14 protein-coding genes and 2 pseudogenes are annotated in these 15,759 nt (G+C 73.1%); 7 read left to right on the top strand and 9 right to left on the bottom strand.

Going from position 1 to position 15,759, the window contains the following annotated elements; genetic code table 11:
• Positions 1-41: 41 nt before the first annotated feature.
• Together GA0070560_RS10535 and GA0070560_RS10540 are read right to left on the bottom strand one after the other, a co-directional pair.
• Entirely contained in the window at positions 42-1,553 is a 1,512-nt protein-coding gene (locus GA0070560_RS10535; protein ID WP_091294314.1) for a sugar transferase, read from the bottom strand.
• 328 nt (positions 1,554-1,881) lie between these two features.
• Entirely contained in the window at positions 1,882-2,742 is an 861-nt protein-coding gene (locus tag GA0070560_RS10540; protein ID WP_091294317.1) for an Fpg/Nei family DNA glycosylase, read from the bottom strand.
• Positions 2,743-2,870: 128 nt separating this feature from the next.
• Here GA0070560_RS10540 and GA0070560_RS10545 point away from each other — a divergent pair, with 128 nt between their 5' ends.
• Positions 2,871-4,151 carry a glycosyltransferase gene (locus GA0070560_RS10545; RefSeq protein ID WP_091294319.1) on the top strand — a complete coding sequence of 427 codons (1,281 nt, stop codon included), beginning with the start codon at positions 2,871-2,873 and terminating at the stop codon, positions 4,149-4,151.
• Positions 4,152-4,597: 446 nt separating this feature from the next.
• Here GA0070560_RS10545 and GA0070560_RS10550 read toward each other — a convergent pair whose 3' ends face one another.
• From GA0070560_RS10550 to GA0070560_RS29775, 5 genes are all read right to left on the bottom strand, one after another.
• Positions 4,598-5,320 carry a CDP-alcohol phosphatidyltransferase family protein gene (locus tag GA0070560_RS10550; RefSeq protein ID WP_091294321.1) on the bottom strand — a complete coding sequence of 241 codons (723 nt, stop codon included), beginning with the start codon at positions 5,318-5,320 and terminating at the stop codon, positions 4,598-4,600.
• Positions 5,295-6,362 carry an iron-containing alcohol dehydrogenase family protein gene (locus tag GA0070560_RS10555; protein ID WP_091294324.1) on the bottom strand — a complete coding sequence of 356 codons (1,068 nt, stop codon included), beginning with the start codon at positions 6,360-6,362 and terminating at the stop codon, positions 5,295-5,297. The genes GA0070560_RS10550 and GA0070560_RS10555 overlap by 26 nt, the downstream gene beginning before the upstream one ends.
• Positions 6,350-7,081, bottom strand: a complete 732-nt coding sequence (locus GA0070560_RS10560) for a phosphocholine cytidylyltransferase family protein (RefSeq protein ID WP_091294326.1) — start codon at positions 7,079-7,081, stop codon at positions 6,350-6,352. The genes GA0070560_RS10555 and GA0070560_RS10560 overlap by 13 nt, the downstream gene beginning before the upstream one ends.
• Before the next feature lie 81 nt (positions 7,082-7,162).
• Positions 7,163-7,933, bottom strand: a complete 771-nt coding sequence (locus tag GA0070560_RS10565; protein ID WP_091294328.1) for a hypothetical protein — start codon at positions 7,931-7,933, stop codon at positions 7,163-7,165.
• Positions 7,930-8,058: a hypothetical protein gene (locus GA0070560_RS29775; RefSeq protein WP_281183895.1), complete on the bottom strand. Its 129-nt coding sequence runs from the start codon at positions 8,056-8,058 to the stop codon at positions 7,930-7,932. Before GA0070560_RS29775 ends, GA0070560_RS10565 begins: the two co-directional genes overlap by 4 nt.
• A gap of 115 nt (positions 8,059-8,173) precedes the next feature.
• Between GA0070560_RS29775 and GA0070560_RS10570 the strand changes: the two genes are divergently transcribed.
• From GA0070560_RS10570 to corA, 3 genes are all read left to right on the top strand, one after another.
• The gene (locus GA0070560_RS10570) at positions 8,174-8,563 is read left to right on the top strand and encodes a CBS domain-containing protein (RefSeq protein WP_091294330.1); all 390 of its coding nucleotides are present in this window, start codon (positions 8,174-8,176) and stop codon (positions 8,561-8,563) included.
• A 147-nt stretch (positions 8,564-8,710) separates the two neighbouring features.
• Positions 8,711-9,805: an aminotransferase-like domain-containing protein gene (locus GA0070560_RS10575; protein WP_091294333.1), complete on the top strand. Its 1,095-nt coding sequence runs from the start codon at positions 8,711-8,713 to the stop codon at positions 9,803-9,805.
• Between the two features lie 592 nt (positions 9,806-10,397).
• A complete protein-coding gene (gene corA / locus GA0070560_RS10580; protein WP_091294336.1) occupies positions 10,398-11,546 on the top strand; it encodes a magnesium/cobalt transporter CorA in 1,149 nt (382 codons plus the stop codon).
• 148 nt (positions 11,547-11,694) lie between these two features.
• Here corA and GA0070560_RS10585 read toward each other — a convergent pair.
• Positions 11,695-12,529, bottom strand: a pseudogene (locus GA0070560_RS10585) (hypothetical protein).
• Positions 12,530-12,637: 108 nt separating this feature from the next.
• On the opposite strand from GA0070560_RS10585, the pseudogene GA0070560_RS10590 reads away from it, so the two are divergent.
• Together GA0070560_RS10590 and GA0070560_RS10595 are read left to right on the top strand one after the other, a co-directional pair.
• A pseudogene (locus tag GA0070560_RS10590) lies at positions 12,638-13,034 on the top strand (peptidylprolyl isomerase).
• 27 nt (positions 13,035-13,061) lie between these two features.
• Entirely contained in the window at positions 13,062-14,000 is a 939-nt protein-coding gene (locus tag GA0070560_RS10595; RefSeq protein ID WP_091294338.1) for a rhomboid family intramembrane serine protease, read from the top strand.
• A gap of 60 nt (positions 14,001-14,060) precedes the next feature.
• Here GA0070560_RS10595 and GA0070560_RS10600 read toward each other — a convergent pair whose 3' ends face one another.
• Complete coding sequence (locus tag GA0070560_RS10600; protein ID WP_091294340.1) at positions 14,061-14,489, bottom strand: PH domain-containing protein; 429 nt, start codon at positions 14,487-14,489, stop codon at positions 14,061-14,063.
• An 85-nt stretch (positions 14,490-14,574) separates the two neighbouring features.
• On the opposite strand from GA0070560_RS10600, the gene GA0070560_RS10605 reads away from it, so the two are divergent.
• Positions 14,575-15,747: a thiolase family protein gene (locus GA0070560_RS10605; protein WP_091294343.1), complete on the top strand. Its 1,173-nt coding sequence runs from the start codon at positions 14,575-14,577 to the stop codon at positions 15,745-15,747.
• Positions 15,748-15,759: the final 12 nt, after the last annotated feature.

The following is a 15,759-nucleotide window of genomic DNA, read 5'->3' on the forward strand; positions in this document are numbered from 1 at the left end:
AGCGATCCTGGCCTGTTCCGGCCGTTCCGCCAAGGGGCAGGTCAGTACGCGCCCTTGCGGGCCAGCACCACGCCCACCGTGCGCCACAGGATGCTCAGGTCGTACGCCAGCGACCAGTTGTCGACGTAGTAGAGGTCCAGCCGGACCGCCTCGTCCCAGGACAGGTCGGAGCGGCCGGAGACCTGCCACAGCCCGGTCATACCCGGACGCACCAGCAGTCGACGCCGGACGTCGCCCAGGAAGTCGCCGTCGTCGGCGGGGAGCGGACGCGGCCCCACCAGCGACATCTCCCCCCAGAGCACGTTGATCAGCTGGGGCAGTTCGTCCAGCGACGAGGCGCGCAGGAAGCGGCCCACCGGGAAGACCCGGGGATCCTGCTTCATCTTGAAGAGCATCCCGTCGGTCTCGTTCTGGTCGACCAGACCGGCCAGCCGCTCCTCGGCGTCGACGTACATGGTCCGGAACTTCCAGACCCGGAAGGTGCGCCCCTCGTGGCCCACCCGGGGCTGCCGGAAGAAGACCGGGCCGGGGTCGGAGAGGCGGATCGCGATCGCGATCGCGGCGAAGACCGGGATCAGCGCCAGCAGGCCCAGGCCGGCGGCGACCCGGTCCATCAGGTTCTTGGCCAGCAGCGCCGGACCCGACAGGGTCGGCTCCTCGACGTGCAGCAGCGGCAGGCCCTCGATGGGGCGGATGTGCACCCGGGGGCCGGCGATGTCGGTGAGCTGCGGGGCGACCACCAGGTCGACGCCGGAACCCTCCAACTGCCAGGCCAGCCGGCGCAGCTCGCCCGGCTCCGCGCTGGCCGAGCCGCAGACCGCGATGGTGTCGCCACCGACCTCACGGACCAGGGCGAGCACGTCCCGGCCGGCGTACACCGGCACCGGGGTCTCGATGCCCCGGGCCGCGGCGTACCCGTCGGTGATGTGGATGGCCACCGGCACCAGGCCGGCGCCCGGGTTGCGGGTGACCGCGGTGTAGACCTCCAGGCACTCCGGCAGGGTGCCGACCAGCACCATCCGGTGCCCGGCGTGGCCGGCCCGGCGGCGTACCGCGTGCAGCAGGGCGCGGGCCACCATCCGCTCGACGAGGATCAGGACCAACGCCCCGAGCAGGGCGAAACCGACCGTCCAGCGGGAGAGTTGCGTCACGGTGGCGAAAGCGATGAAGGAGACCGTCGCGGCCACCGCGACCCCGCCCCGGATCACCCGCTTGAACTCGTCCGGGCCGAGCCCGAGGTAGCGCCGGTCGTACGCCCGGTTGCCCCAGAGGATGACCACCCAGCCGAGCGGCAGCAGCAGGAAGGCCACCGTGTGGAACCAGGTCGGGTCCTCCTTCACGCCGTAGAAGCCGGAGGCCGCCTGGTCGAAGATCTGGATGGCGAGGAAGCTCGCCAGCGCCGCAGCCCCGAAGTCGAGCAGGAGCAGGGCGATCGTGTACGGCCGGTGCCAGCGGGACACCCGACGGCGGGCGCGAGCCCACGCCGACCGGGGTACGCCGTTGTGCGACGGCGGTGTCGGCGGCTGGATCTCGAAGCTGTCGACGTGCCGCACGAGTTTGCTCCGGCCTGTGTTGGTTACCGGGCGCTGGAGGCTTGTCGTCACCTCAACCCATGTCCTCCCGCATGCCACGCGCCGCTCACTCGCCGTGAGGGGCGCGGGTCGCCCACCGTTCCAGTCTCCCACGCGGGCGGTGGGCCGGACGCTGACCCGAGGGACATTGCGCCTGGTGTTGCCAGCGGGGATCCGGCCGACTCCAGGTCATTTTCGAAGCCGGGGACCGAGCCACTATACCGATCGATCAGGGGTCCGGAAGAGTCGCGGACCGGTAGGTTCCACGCGACCGGGACGATTCCTCTCCGTAGTCGGAGAGTGTCGTCACTCACCGTACGAGACGGGACAACCGACGGTCAGCGAGCGGCTTGCCGCCGGTCTGGCAGGTGGGGCAGTACTGCAGGCTCGAGTCCGCGAAGGAGACCTCCCGGACGGTGTCGCCGCAGACCGGACAGGGCAGCCCGGTCCGGGCGTGCACCTTGAGCCCGGAGCGTTTCTCGCCCTTCAGCTCCGCCGCGCGCTGCCCCACCGACCGGCGGACCGCGTCGCCGAGAACCGCCCGGGTCGCCGCGTGCAGGGCGGCGAGCTGGTCGTCGGTGAGCCGGTCCGTGATCGCGAACGGTGACAGCTTCGCCGCGTGCAGGATCTCGTCCGAGTACGCGTTGCCGACCCCGGCCAGCACCGCCTGGTCGGTCAGCACCCCCTTGACCTGGCCCCTGCGGCTGCACATCCGCTCGGCGAAGGTGGCCAGGTCGGCACCGAGCGCGTCCGGACCCAGCTTCGCCACCCCGGGCACCTGCGCCGGGTCGGTCACCAGGTACGCGGCCAGGCTCCGTTTGGTGCCCGCCTCGGTCAGGTCGAAGCCGGAGCCGTCGTCGAGGCGTACCCGCAGGGCGACCGGACTCCTGCCGGGGCGCAGCGGGGCGGTCGAGGCGAACGCCTCCCGGTAGTGCAGCCAGCCCGCCCGGGCCAGGTGGACCACCAGGTGCAGGCCACCGTCGAAGACCACGTCGAGGAACTTGCCGTGCCGCCGGGCGTCCACCACCGCCCGGCCCGACACCGCCGTGGGCGCCGGGTCGTACGTCTTCAGGGCGCTGATCGCGGCGACCTCGACCCGGTCGACGCGCCGCCCCACCGCGCGCTCACGCAGGTAACCCGCGAGCGCCTCCACCTCCGGTAGTTCGGGCACGTCCCAACGGTAGCCTTCTTTCCCGTGCGCGCGAGGAACGCGCCTGCGAGTCCTGCCGGGCGGGGCGAACTCGCCGGCCGGAGCCCGCGGGCGCGGACCGGCCCGGTCGGCGACGAGAGGCGAGCCCTGTGAAGATCGTGGTGGCGCACAACCGGTACCGGGAGGCCCAGCCCTCCGGCGAGAACACCATGGTCGACTCGGAGATCGCCCAGCTCACCGCCGCCGGTGTGGAGGTGCTGCCGTTCATCCGCAGCTCCGACGAGATCCCGTCGATGTCGAGGGCGGCCAAGGCGCTGCTGCCGATCTCCCCGATCTGGGCCCCGCGCGCCCAGGATGACCTCAGCCGCCTGCTGCGGGAGCACCGCCCCGACGTGCTGCACCTGCACAACCCGTACCCGCTGCTCTCGCCCTGGGTGGTGCGGACCGCGCACCGGCACGGCGTGCCGGTGGTGCAGACGGTGCACAACTACCGGCAGGTCTGCTCCTCCGGGATCTACTTCCGCGACGGGATGATCTGCCAGGACTGCAAGGGGCGGGCGTTGGGCGTGCCGGCGATCGTGCACAAGTGCTACCGGGGCTCGACGGCGCAGAGCGCCCTGATGGCCACCACGCTGGCCGTGCACCGGGGCACCTGGCGCTCGGTGGACCGGTTTATCGCGCTCACCTCGGCGATCGCCGACCACCTGCGCGACTACGGCGTCCCGGCCGACCGGATCGTGGTCAAGCCGAACTCGGTACCCGACCCGGGTGCCCCGGCCCTGCTCGGCGACGGCTTCCTCTACATGGCCCGACTGACCCCGGAGAAGGGCCTCGACCTGCTGCTGGAGGCGTGGCGGCGGCACCCGGTGGGAGCGCTCGGCACGCTACGCGTCGCCGGGGACGGCGAGCTACGCCCGCTGGTCGAGGCGGCGGCCGCCGAACGCCCCGACGTGGTCTACCTGGGCCAGCTCGACCGGGCCGGGGTCCGCGCCGCGGTCGAGGCGAGTGCGGTGGTGATCGCCGCCTCGATGTGGCACGACGTGCTGCCGACGGTGATCATCGAGGCGCTGGCCAGCGGTCGCCCGGTGCTCGGCACCGCGCTCGGCGGCATCCCGTACCTGGTCGGGGCGGACGCCCCGCACGAGCCGGCCGGCACCGGCCCTGCCACGGTCGCCTCCGCCGTCGCCGGTCAGCTGCCGCCGCCGGCCGGTCCGTCGGGCGTGCCGGCCGGCCTGGTCACCGGCGAGGCCGGCTGGGTGGTGCCGCCCGACCCGGTGGCGATGGCCGCCGCGCTCCCGGTCGCCCGGGCCGGCGCGCCCGCGCTCGCGGCGGCGGCCCGCGCCCGCTACGAGCGCACCTTCCACCCCGACGTGGTCATCAAGCGCCACCTCGACATCTACGCCGCCCTCGCCGCCCCGACCCGCCCCTGACCGGGGTGCCCGGCCCGCAGGACGGCACGCTGGTCGAGGCGGCCGACCGTCCCTGCGCAGCCGGCCCGTTCCAGCGGGCCGGCGTTGCTGCGGGCCGGCCCGTCCCTGCGCAGCCGGCGTTGCTGCGCAGTCGGCCCGTCCGGCCTGCTCGCCCGTCCGGCCTGCTCGCCCGCCTGTCGGGCGTGGCCTGCGGGCGGTCCCGGCCGGACGCGGGGCCGTTACACGCATGATCCACTCCATTGCGGCGACATGGCGGTGTCGGAGACGGTGGGAAGCCGCCATGTCGCCGACATGGAGTCGATCAACCCAACCAACGCGACCAACCCAACCAACGCGATCAACGCGATCAACGTGGTCGGCGTGGTCGGCGTCGGGACGAGGTCGGCGCGCAGAGCGCCTGACTGGATGGCCTCGACCGCACCGCGCGAGCCGGGCGAGGGCCGCGGTCAGCGGAGGGAGGCGCGGGCGGAGAAGGCGATGCTGGCCAGCAGGAAGCCGCCGTTGACGACGGTGAACGCGACGACCACCCAGAAGGTGAGCGCGGGCGCGAACATCAGCACCAGCGCCGCCACGAAGATCACCGCGCCGTAGTCGCGGACCAGCTTGGCCAGGCGTACCGGCAGCGAGGTCGAGGTGACCATGCTGGCCGCGTTCGGGCCGGACTGCATCACCGAGGTCACCAGGTTGACCATCCAGGTGCCGGCGAAGACCGCCACCAGCCAGCTCGGCGTCCCGGGCCGCTGCGCCACGGCCGTCGCCGCGAGCGCGGCCACCAGGGCGATCTGGGCGGCCACGTCACAGAGCACGTCGACCCGCGCGCCGGCCGCGCTGCCCTGCCCGGTCACCCGGGCGAGCTGACCGTCGGCGCAGTCCAGGGCGTACGCCACCTGCCAGCCGACCAGCGCGGCGAGTCCGACCACCCAGGCCGGTACGTCCCCGGCGGCGACCCGGCCGGCCAGCGCCACCACGGTCACCGAGGTGGCCAGCCCGAGCACCAGGTTGGTGATGGTCAGCGCGGTGGGGCGCAGCCCGAGCCGCTGGGCGACCAGCGCGAACACCGCGCCGATCCACTGGCTGACCGACTCGCTGAACAGGCCGCCGCCCCGGTTGACCCGGTGGAAGTCGGCGACGGTGGGACGGGGCTCAACCACAGTGGTCGCGGATTGCACCGGCGTAGTCTGCCAGCCGATCCCGCGTCTCGGAAGGCGACATCGCCAGGTGCTCCAGGATGGTGTACCGGTCCGGCCGGGTGCTCGGCGCGAACTGCACCGCCGCCACGAACTGGTCGTCGCTGAGGCCCACGTCGGCGGGGAGCCGGGGCAGTCCGTGTCGGGCGAGGCAGGCGGACATCTCCCTGAACCGGCGCTCGTCGCCGCGCAGGAAGGTGCAGAACAGCGCACCGAGCCCGGCCAGTTCCCCGTGCGAGGCGGTGTCCGGGTAGAGCGCGTCGACGGCGTGCATGATCTCGTGGCAGCCGCCGCTCGCCGGCCGGCTGGTGCCGCAGACCGCCATCGCCAGGCCGCTGGAGATCAGCGCCTCGGCGAGCACGGTGACGAACGCGTCGTCGGTCATGTCGCCGGGATGGGCGAGCACCGCCTCCGCGCCCATCCGGGCCAGCGACGCGGCCAGGCCGTCGACCGGCTCGCCCCGTACCTGACGGGCCAGCTCCCAGTCGGCCAGCGCGCTGATGTTGCTGATCGCGTCGCCGATGCCCGCCCGGTTGTGCCGCTCCGGCCCGCTCTCCACGAAGTCCAGGTCGACGATGACCGCGATCGGGATGTGCACCCCGTACGAGCCCTTGATGCCCTCGCTGACCAGGCTCGCCACCGGGGAGGCGATGCCGTCGTTGGCCAGGCTGGTCGCCACGGTCACCATGGGCAGCCCACGCCGGGTCGCCGCATACTTGGCGACGTCTACCGTCTTGCCGCCGCCGATGCCGACCACCGCGTCGTACGACCGGGCCCGGAGCTTGCCGCCCAGCTCGTCGGCGGCCTCCAGGGTGCCCCCGGCGACGGTGAACACGTCCGCCGAGCGCAGCGACGGCCGGACCAGCTCGGCGATCTGCCCGCCCTGGCCCGGACCGACCACCACCGCGACGTCACCGCCGGCGGAGATCCGGCCGTCGGCGAGGATCGCGGCCAGGTCGGCCACCGCCCCGCGCCGCACGTCGATGTGCAGCGGGGTCAGCACCGTACGGGCTAGTAGCGGCACGCGATCTCCCGCGCCCGGGCCAGGTCGTCGTGGTTGTCGACCTCGACCCAGGAGACGTCGCCGATCGGGGCCGCCCGCACCTCGCCGCCACGGTCGGCGAACTCCTGGTAGCCGTCCTCGTAGTAGAGGTTCGGGTCGCGCCGCCAGGTCGTCTCCAGGGCGTCGGCCAGGGCGTCGGCCACCTGCGGCTCGATCAGCGTCGCGCCGATGTACTCGCCGTACGCCTCGCCCGGGTCCATCAGCTTGGTGATCCGGGTGAGCTGGCCGGCGGCGTCGAAGGTGGTCTTCATCTCCTCGTCGGCCAGCGCCTTGATGGTGTCGACCGCCAGCAGGATGCCCGGGCCGCGCTCGGCCAGCAGGGTCTTCTCCACGCTCACCGGGTGCACGGTGTCGCCGTTGACCAGCAGCACGCCACGGGAGAAGTGCTCCCGGGCCAGCCACAGCGAGTAGGCGTTGTTCCACTCCTCGGCCTTGTCGTTGTGCACGAGGGTGATCGTGACGCCGTAGCGCTTCTCCAGCTCCGCCTGGCGGGAGACGACCGCATCGGCGGCGTACCCGACCACGATCACGATCTCGGTGAGCCCCACCTCGGCCAGGTTGCGCAGCGCGATGTCCAGGATGGTGGTGTCACCGTCCACCGGCACCAACGCCTTGGGCAGCGTGTCGGTGTACGGGCGCAGTCGGCGTCCCGCGCCGGCCGCCAGCACCATCCCGATCATGCGGGGTCCTCCCTCGTACGACTCCCAGGTCACCGTGGAGGATAGCCCCGGGTGACGGACGGCCCGTCGCCAACCGGTTGATCAGCCGGGCAGGGCGGCCAGGTCGGCCAGCACGGCCAGCCGCTCCTCGGCGCTGAGCACCGCGTACGGGCCGGCGGCCCGCCGATCCGTCTCCAGATCGATCGCCCGGCGCTCCGGCCCCTCCGGCAGCTCGGTGACGCTGGTGGCGGTGTGCCCGGCGGCGGTCCACGCTGCGGCGTGCGCGTCGGCCCGGCGGTAACGCAGCGTGCCGAGCCGGTTGAGCAGCAGCACCCCGGGCGGGGCGCCGTCCGGCTCGTACGGCGGGGCCATGGCGGCGAAGGCCGGCCCGGGTTCGGCGTCCGGCTCCTCCGCCAGCAGCAGCGCGTACGCGAGCAGCCGGCCGAACGCCTCGACCAACCGCAGCACCCGGGCGTCGTGCCCGGCCCACAGCTCCTCGGTGACCTCGCCGTGCACCTGGTACATCTCGGTGAGGAAGTCGGTGCCACGTTCGGTGGCGGCGAAGCCGCCGTCCGGCCGCCGGGTGATCGTGCCGTGCGCGACGTGCTTGTCCAGCACCCGCTGGCAGGTGGCCGGATCCCGGTGGCGGGTGACGGCGGCGAAGCCCGCCCCGTCGACCACCCCGCCGGGCGCGGCGAGCCGGGTGCGGAACTCGACCAGGAAGCCGGTGGCCGTCGGCCCGCCGTACCGTTGGCTCAGCTCGGCGCCGCCGCCGTCGCGGCCGGCGAGCATGCCCGCGACGAAGGTCCGCTCGACCGCCGGGGCGACCAGCCCGGCGAACCGGTGCGGCGGCAGGTCGACGCCGGAGTTCACCGTCCGATCGACCGGAGCGTGGCGGACGTGTGCGGGACGACCCGCCGCAGCCGCTCGGCAGTCCGGCGCTGGCCATCGTCGTCCACGATCAGCGCGTCGGCGCAGCGGAGAGGCTCGGTGGGCACGTCACGACAGTAGCGAGCGGACGCCGCCCGCGCCGATGCCCGGTCTTGTCCTGATCTGCCGTCGGGCCCACCATGTGGGGGATCGGGTGCCACCGTCCCAAAGGGGTGATGCGTGATGCAGGTTCGGGAAGCGATGTCCAAGCAGGTTCTCGTGGTCGGTCCGGAGCACACGCTCCGTCAGGCGGCCCGGATGATGTCGGCCCGCCGGGTCGGCTCGGCGGTGGTGATCGACCCGGACTCCGAGGGGGTCGGCATCATGACCGAACGTGACGTGCTCAACGCGATCGGGGCCGGGCAGGACTGCGACGTGGAGCGGGTCGCGGCGCATGTGAGCTGGGAGGTCGTCTACGCCGGTCCCGACTGGACGGTGGAGGAGGCGGCCGCGGCGATGGCCCGGGGCGGCTTCCGGCACCTGGTGGTGCTGGACGGCCGGGAGGTGGCCGGCGTGATCTCCGTACGCGATCTGATGCGGGTCTGGTCGCAGCAGCGCCAGGAGGTCGGTTGACGGTCGGTGTCGGGGGCTGTCGGAGCGGCCCCCGGCCCGGGCGGACGGGAGCCCGGCTCGCGTCCGCCGACCGCCTCGCCTGCCCGCATGTTGAACTTGGCGTGTATGCCGGTCGGAGTCGCCGGGGCAGGCCCTAGGCTCGTGCGCATGACCGCCGAGCAGCTGATCTCGTTCGCCCGTGGAGCTCCCTCGCTGGACATCGTCGATGTCGAGGGCCTCAAGGCCGCCGCCGTCCGTGCCTTCGACGCCGATCCCGCCGGGGTGACCGCGTACGGCACGTCCGTCGGGTACCCGCCCCTGCGCAGGTGGATCGCGGAGAAGCACGGCGTCACCCCGGAGCAGGTGCTGGTCACCAACGGTTCGCTCCAGGCGGACGCGTTCCTCTTTGACCACCTGGTCCGGCGTGGCGACGCGGTGGTCGTGGAGCGCCCGACGTACGACCGGACGCTGCTCAACCTGCAGAAGATGGGTGGCGAGGTGCACGGCGTCACGATCCAGCCGGACGGCCTGGACACCGCCGAGCTGCGCAAGCTGCTGGAGTCCGGGGTGCGGCCCCGACTCGCGCACGTCATCCCGAACTACCAGAACCCGGCGGGCGTGACCCTCTCCCTGGAGAAGCGGCGCGAACTGCTCGACCTGGCGGCCGAGTACGAGTTCACCATCTTCGAGGACGACCCGTACGCGGACATCCGGTTCCGGGGCGAGCCGCTTCCGTCGATGCTCTCGCTGGACACCCGCAACGTCGTGGTGCACGCCTCCAGCTTCACCAAGACGGTCTGCCCGGGTGTCCGGGTCGGCTACCTGGTCGGGCCGGCGGACCTGATCGCCGACATCGCCAAGAAGGCGACCAGCCTCTACATCTCGCCCGGCATGGTCTCCGAGGCGATCGTGCACCAGTTCTGCGTCTCCGGCGACATCCAGCGGTCGATCGAGACGGTCTCGACCGCTCTCGGTGAGCGGGCCCGGGTGCTGGCCGAGTCGCTGCGCCGGCACATCCCGGGAGCCCGTTTCGTGGAGCCGGACGGCGGCTACTTCCTCTGGGTCGAGTTCGGCGAGGACGTGGACGTGGCGAAGCTCGCCCCGGCCGCCGCCGAGCGCGGTGTCGCCGTGGTGAAGGGGAGCGACTTCATGGTCGACGGCGGTCGGCACGCGCTGCGGCTAGCGTTCTCCGCCGTGACCGCGGACCGGATCGACGAGGGCGTGCGGCGGCTCGCGGATGCCGTGGCCGCCGTTCGAGGCTGAGCAGCACCGACTTCACCACAATCGCGTAACGACGGCCGGTCCGGGTCTGCCCCCGGGCCGGCCGTCGTCACACAATGCTGCGAGCGTCGCTCACCTCTTGGCCGCCGGCCCCCGGTGACCTGCCGCCACCCCGGCGACGCCCTCGACATCACCCCCGCCCCCACCGGGCGCCGGGTGGGTCGGGTCGCCCCCTCACCCCCCTGAACGCGGCCCGCCCCACCCGGCCCCCACCACCCTCCTCCCACCCCTCCCTCCACCCCTCCCTCCACCCCTCTCCTCCCTCGCCCCCGGCGATCTTGCAGTTGTGGTCGGTGCATACCGGGCGGAAAGTCGCGAACGGGCGACCCGAACTGCAAGATCGGCGCGGCGCGGCGCGGCGCGGCACGGCACGGCGCGGCGCGGCACGGCGCGGGGTGGCACGGCGCGGCGCGGCACGGCACGGCGCGGCGCGGCGCGGCACGGCACGGCGCGGGGTGGCGCGGCACGGCACGGCGCGGGGTGGCGTGGCGCGGGGTGGGGTGGGCGGGGGTGAGGTGGGGGTGGGAGGGGCGGCGTAGCGTGCAGGGCGGAGCGGGTGGGGAGGGGACCGGTCATGGTGGAGCGGGGTGGTCGGGAGCGGTCGGCGACGCAGTACAGCGCCCGGGTGCTCAGCCCGCGCGCCTGGGCCGCGCCGGTGCGCGCGATGTCCCGCATCCTCAACGCCGACGGCTCCCCCCGCACCCCCGCCCCGGCCGGGCCGGTGCGCAGCGGCGTGGTGGACTGCGCCCTCTACGTCGACGGCGAACGGCAGCCCGGCGAGTGGCACTACGCCGAGGCGCTGGAGGCCGCCCGCAGGGAACGGGACGCGTTCGTCTGGCTCGGGCTGCACGAGCCGGAGCTGACCGAGATGTCCGCCATCGCCGAGACGTACGGCCTGCACGAGTTGGCCGTCGAGGACGCGGTCAAGGCGCAGCAACGCCCCAAGCTGGAACGCTTCGGTGAGGTCAGCTTCCTGGTGCTGCGGACCGCCCGCTACTGCGAGCACGCGGAACTGACCGAGAGCTCCGAGGTGGTGGAGACCGGGCAGGTGATGCTCTTCATCGGGCCGGATTTCCTGATCAGCGTCCGGCACGGGGACGCCAACCGGCTCGCGCCGGTCCGGGCCGACCTGGAAGCCAAGCGGGAACTGCTGCTGCACGGCCCGTGGGCCGTCGCGTACGCGGTCACCGACCGGGTGGTGGACCTCTACCTGGAGGTGGCCGACCGGCTGGAGGACGACCTCGACGTGTTGGAGGCCGACGTCTTCGCGCCCCAGGGCAGTGGCCGGATCCAGCGGATCTACCAGATGAAGCGGGAACTGGTGGAGTTCAAGCGGGCGGTGGTGCCGCTGCAACGACCGCTGCTGACCCTGGTGGCCGAGGTCAACCGGGAGGTGCCCCGGGAGGTGCGCCGCTACTTCCGGGACGTGCAGGACCACCTCAGCCGCACCGTCGAGCAGGTCAACTCGTACGACGACCTGCTCAACTCGATCCTCCAGGCGCGGCTGGCGCAGGTCACCGTCGACCAGAACAACGACATGCGCAAGATCGCCGCGTGGGCGGCCATCGCCGCGGTCTGGACCGCGTTCGCCGGGGTCTACGGCATGAACTTCGAGAACATGCCCGAGCTGAGGTGGACGTACGGCTATCCGGGCGTACTCGCCCTGATGCTCGCCATCTCGCTGGCCCTGTACCGCTGGTTCCGCCGCAACGGCTGGCTGTAGGGCGGGTGTCGAAGTCCGTGGCCGAGCCGAGGACTTCGACACCCGCCCTGGCCCCGACCTCGGCGCTGCGTCGTCGATCCGGCACGAACGGGCGCGTGAACGCCGGCGGCACGGGAGTCGCCTCCCGCGCCGCCGGCGATACCGCTGGTCAGCGGCTGCTGGACTTGGCCGTGCCCTTGCCGACCGCCTTCGACACGTCGTCCGCCGGACGCCCGGAGACGTCGGTGGCGCCCTCGGCGACCGAGGGGACCTTGTCGTCGGCGTGGATCACCGGCTGGGCGCCGGGGGTGGTGGTCGAGGCGCTGTCCCCGCCGGCCACCGCCGAGCTGCCCGCGCCGGTCGGGCCACCGGCCGTGCCGGCGCCGCTCGACCGGGTCGAGGAGTCGGTCACCTTGCCACCGTTGGCCGAGGGGGTCTCGACCAAGAGGGTGTCGACCTCGTCACTGATGGTGTCGATGCTGCGGGTCGGGTCGTACTCGGCCCACTCCTGCTGCTCGCGGCGGCGGCGCATGGCCATCGCGCCGGCCATGCCGGCGACCGCGCCGGCGGCCAGCAGGCCGGTCATCAGGCCGCCCCGCGACTTCTTCTGCTTCTTCTTGGCGGCCTTCATGTTCTTGGCCTTCACCTTCTTGTTCATCGCGGACTGCCTGGCAGCGGCGGCCCTCTTGCCGGTGACCACCTTGCCCGCCTGCTCAGCCTGCGCCTTGCGCAGGGCGAGGACCAGCGGCGCGACGGCTGCGGCCGTCGACGCGAAACCGCTCGACGCCTTGTCCCGCACGACGATCGCGGTCGGCGCGACGGCGCCCCGGGCTGCCTGGACCCGCGGGCCGACCGTGGCGCCGGCGCCCTTCGCCGCGTACGCCGCGGCCTGTCGAAGGTGACCGATGCCCTGGTTCAGCTCGACCTTGGCGAGCTGCCCCTGGGTCTTTCGCCGCCCGATTCCAAACACGGTTCCCACCTCCTGGGAGTTGTTCCTCCGTCATCCTCCACCTTCGGATGCCTCCGCACTGCCAGATCGGGCACATGGGAGGATCCGCATGGAACTGACCAACGAGTGAGGAGTACCCGTAGCCGAGGCTGTCTACGCCACCTTGCACACCAACGCTGGCCCGATCCGGCTGGAGCTCTTCCCCAACCACGCTCCGAAGGCGGTCCGCAACTTCGTGGACCTGACCGAGGGCTGGAATACACCGATCCGCGTACGGGGCAGCCAAGTTCGGTGACGAGTTCCACCCGGAGCTGCGCTTCGACCGGCCGTACCTGCTGGCGATGGCGAACGCCGGGCCGGGCACCAACGGTTCGCAGTTCTTCATCACCGTCGCGCCGACGCCGCACCTGAACAACCGGCACACCATCTTCGGCCAGGTCGCCGACGAGGAGTCGGCGAAGGTGGTGGACTCGATCGCGAACACGCCGACCGGTCCGAGCGACCGGCCGCTGCAGGACGTGGTGATCGAGCGGGTCGAGATCGAGCGCGTCCCGGCCTGACCGGGGCGGCGAGGTACCTTTGCACGCATGACTGAACGCCCCGGGCAGGCAGGTGACGCCACCGGTGGGTCGGTGCCGGCCACTCCGGTCTGCTACCGCCACCCTGACCGGGAGACGTGCGTCCGGTGCACCCGCTGCGACCGGCCGATCTGTCCGGAGTGCATGCGGGACGCCTCCGTCGGCCACCAGTGCCCGGAGTGCGTGAACGAGGGACGCCGCAGCGTGCGGCCGGCGCGTACCGCCTTCGGTGGCGGTGCCGCCGGCCGTCGCGGCCTCGTCACCCGGACGCTGATCACGCTGAACCTGCTGATGATGGTGCTCTCCATCGCCAGCGACGGGGGCGGCGACTCGATGGCCGGCGGCGGGCTCGGTGGTCTGCTCGGTGGCGGCACCCCGCTGACCCAGTGGGGCGCGGTGCTCGCCGAGTGGCCGCCGCGGTTCCCGGTGGAGGGCATCGTCACCGGCGAGTGGTACCGGCTGGTCACCGCGATGTTCCTGCACTACGGCCTGGTGCATCTGCTGTTGAACATGTGGGCGCTCTGGGTGCTGGGGCGGGAGCTGGAGGCCCTGCTCGGGCCGCTGCGATTCCTCGCGCTCTACCTGGTCGCGGGGCTCGGCGGCAACGTCGCGGCGTACCTGTTCAGCAGCCCGAACGCCGCGTCGGCCGGTGCCTCCACGGCGATCTTCGGGCTCTTCGCCGCCGTCTTCGTGCTGATGCGCCGGCTGGGCCGGGACACCTCGGCGATCGTGCCGATCCTGGTGATCAACCTGATCTTCACCTTCACCGTGCCGGGCATCTCGATCCCCGGGCACGTCGGCGGGCTGGTCACCGGCGCGGCGATGGCCTGGGTGCTGGCGTACGCGCCGCGGATGCGGCGGTCGGTGTTCCAGTCGGTGGGCACCGCGGTCATCCTGGTGGCGCTGCTCGGCCTGGCGATCGTCCGGACGGCCGCGCTGGCCGGCTGAGCCCCGGCCCGGCGCCCCGCGAGCTGCACGCCGGCGCGGTCCGGCCCGCGACGGGTCGGTTCAGCCGGGTCGGGCGGCCCGGAGCGTCTCGGCCACCTCGTCGGGCGGGGCGTCCAGGTCGTACCGGCCGAAGAGATGCAGCGACTCCCCGGCGTCGATCTCCAGCGTCTCGGCGGCCAGCCCGAACCGGGTACGCCGCTGGACCGTGATCGCCTCGACCGAGGCCCACGGCAGCCGCCGCCGGCCGGCGAAGCCGTGCACCACGGTGACGCCGTCAAGGTCGGCAGCGAGGCGTACCGGGGCGAGCAGGTCGCGCAGCGCCCAGGCGGCCAGTCCGGCGGCGGTCACCAGCGCCAGCGCCAGTTGCACCCGGTCGCCCTCGTGGAGGATCAGGCCGAGCCCGGCCAGCGCGGCCGCGCCGACCAGCTTCACCACGGGAAGGGCCGGCGGTATCCGCCACTGGTGGGGCGGGGACGATGAGGGCTGCACCGGACCAGCATGCCAGCCCGGGGGAGGACGATCCGCCGGTGCAGGACGTACGATCGAGGGCAGCCTAAGTTACCGGGGAGTAGTCATGAGTGACGCAGTCATCGTCGGCGCGGTACGCACCCCGGTCGGGCGGCGCAAGGGCAGCCTGGCCACCGTGCACCCGGTCAACCTCTCGGCGCACGTGCTGCGCGCCCTCGCCGAACGCACCGGGATCGACCCCGGCCAGGTGGACGACGTGGTGTGGGGCTGCGTCTCCCAGGTCGGCGAGCAGTCCTGGAACGTCGCCCGCAACGCCGTGCTGGCCGCCGGTTGGCCCGAGTCGGTCCCCGGCACCACGCTGGACCGGCAGTGCGGCTCCAGCCAGCAGGCGCTGCACTTCGCCGCCGCCACCGTGCTCTCCGGCCAGGCCGACCTGGTGGTCGCCGGCGGGGTCGAGTCGATGACCCGGGTGCCGATGGGCTCCAGCGTCGCCGACGGCGTGCCCTTCAGCGATCAGGTCCGCCAGCGGTACCGGGGCGTCGAGGGCTTCGCCGACGACCAGCCGCTCCCGTTCAACCAGGGCGTCGGGGCGGAGCTGATCGCCGCCCGCTGGCACTTCTCCCGTACCCAGCTCGACGAGTTCGCGCTCGCCAGCCACGAGAAGGCGGCCGCCGCGCAGGACGCCGGGGCGTTCGACCCGGAGCTGGCCCCGGTGGCGCTCGCCGACGGTGGCAGGTTCGCCGCCGACGAGGGCATCCGGCGGGACACCACGCTCGAGAAGCTGGGCGAGCTGAAGACCCCGTTCCGCGCCGACGGCGTGGTCACCGCCGGCTCCGCGTCGCAGATCTCCGACGGGGCCGCCGCGCTCGCCGTCACCACCAGCGAGTGGGCCAGCCGGCACGGCCTGCGGCCGCTGGCCCGGGTGCACACCGCCGTGGTGGCCGCCGATGACCCGGTCGCCATGCTCACCGCGCCGATCCCGGCCACCGCGAAGGCGCTGCGCCGTGCGGGGCTGGGCATCGAGGAGATCGGGGTGTACGAGGTGAACGAGGCGTTCGCCCCGGTGCCGCTCGCCTGGCTGGCGGAGACCGAGGCCGACCCGGAGCGGCTCAACCCGCGCGGCGGGGCGATCGCCCTCGGCCACCCGCTGGGCGCCAGCGGTGCCCGGATCATGACCACCATGCTGGCGCACATGCGGGACAACGGCATCCGGTACGGCCTGCAGACCATGTGCGAGGGCGGCGGCATGGCCAACGCCACCATCGTCGAGCTGCTCTGAATTCGCTGGCCG

Origin of the sequence: Micromonospora halophytica (assembly GCF_900090245.1) — a bacterium.
GTDB lineage: Bacteria > Actinomycetota > Actinomycetes > Mycobacteriales > Micromonosporaceae > Micromonospora > Micromonospora halophytica.

Excerpts from the sequence above, each read along its gene's own strand:
- GA0070560_RS10560 (WP_091294326.1), bottom strand. The coding sequence starts at position 7,081 with ATGATCGGGATGGTGCTGGCGGCCGGCGCGGGACGCCGACTGCGCCCG.
- GA0070560_RS10570 (WP_091294330.1), top strand. The coding sequence starts at position 8,174 with ATGCAGGTTCGGGAAGCGATGTCCAAGCAGGTTCTCGTGGTCGGTCCG.
- GA0070560_RS10575 (WP_091294333.1), top strand. The coding sequence starts at position 8,711 with ATGACCGCCGAGCAGCTGATCTCGTTCGCCCGTGGAGCTCCCTCGCTG.
- corA (WP_091294336.1), top strand. The coding sequence starts at position 10,398 with ATGGTGGAGCGGGGTGGTCGGGAGCGGTCGGCGACGCAGTACAGCGCC.
- GA0070560_RS10595 (WP_091294338.1), top strand. The coding sequence starts at position 13,062 with ATGACTGAACGCCCCGGGCAGGCAGGTGACGCCACCGGTGGGTCGGTG.
- GA0070560_RS10605 (WP_091294343.1), top strand. The coding sequence starts at position 14,575 with ATGAGTGACGCAGTCATCGTCGGCGCGGTACGCACCCCGGTCGGGCGG.